The sequence below is a fragment of the Oleiphilus sp. HI0061 genome (genome assembly GCF_001635675.1).
Genome location: NZ_LWFE01000445.1, coordinates 1 through 691 on the forward strand (window position 1 = coordinate 1; position 691 = coordinate 691).

The 691-nt window shown below is 41.1% G+C and carries 2 protein-coding genes; one reads left to right on the forward strand and one right to left on the reverse strand.

The annotated features are described in order from the left end of the window. Nucleotides 1-253: type 1 pili tip component (locus tag A3735_RS05945; RefSeq protein WP_068637750.1), on the reverse strand; the 253-nt coding region annotated here is incomplete at its 3' end. Nucleotides 254-505: 252 nt separating this feature from the next. On the opposite strand from A3735_RS05945, the gene A3735_RS05950 reads away from it, so the two are divergent. Next, nucleotides 506-691, forward strand: a 186-nt coding sequence (locus tag A3735_RS05950; protein ID WP_156499450.1) for a phosphoenolpyruvate carboxylase, incomplete at its 3' end; no start/stop codon positions are given.

Genomic DNA, 691 nt, shown 5'->3' on the forward strand with positions numbered 1-691 from the left:
ACATTGGATCGCCCATTTCATCTTTCGATATGACTTTTTTACCCGCGATATAAGGGAAACTGGTTTCAAGTTCATCAAGAGCAGCCGATAGCAGCTCTCCAAGGATCTCACTTTTTGTTCTTTTGGGGTACATTTCTGCTAGTGCGTTAATTTTCGCTGCATCTTCTAAGGGGAGTCGGAATGTGTAGTCTTCAGAAGTAAATGTTGCTTTGGCTTGTTGTTCCCAGCATTCTGCTAAGGCTTTTATTTTCATAGCTTGAATCCTTGTGTGGTCGGGTTGTTCATTTTTTACGCTTAACTACAAGAATAAGTGTAGGTTGTTTGTTCAAAAAGTAGACACTTAAAAGTGTGTGCTTTTGTTAATGGTTTACTTGTTGTGGATTGTGCTCCATATTTATATATCTAGTTTTTACTATTTTGCGCAAATAAGGATTGGCTTGTAGTCACGAGCTTGTGATCAGCTTGCTTGCTAGCCTTGATAATCAAACACATTTGGAAAAGGTATATGTCAGAATTACACCCTTCTTTACGAGAAAATGTCCGTTTGCTTGGTGAGTTGTTAGGGCAGAATATTGAAGAACACCTTGGTTCGGAGTTTGTGGCGAAGTTGGAAGCCATTAGGGCTGCGGCAAAGCAGGATCGTGAAGCTGATGCGGGGGATGCGCATCCAGAACTTGTTCGTTTGCTTCAG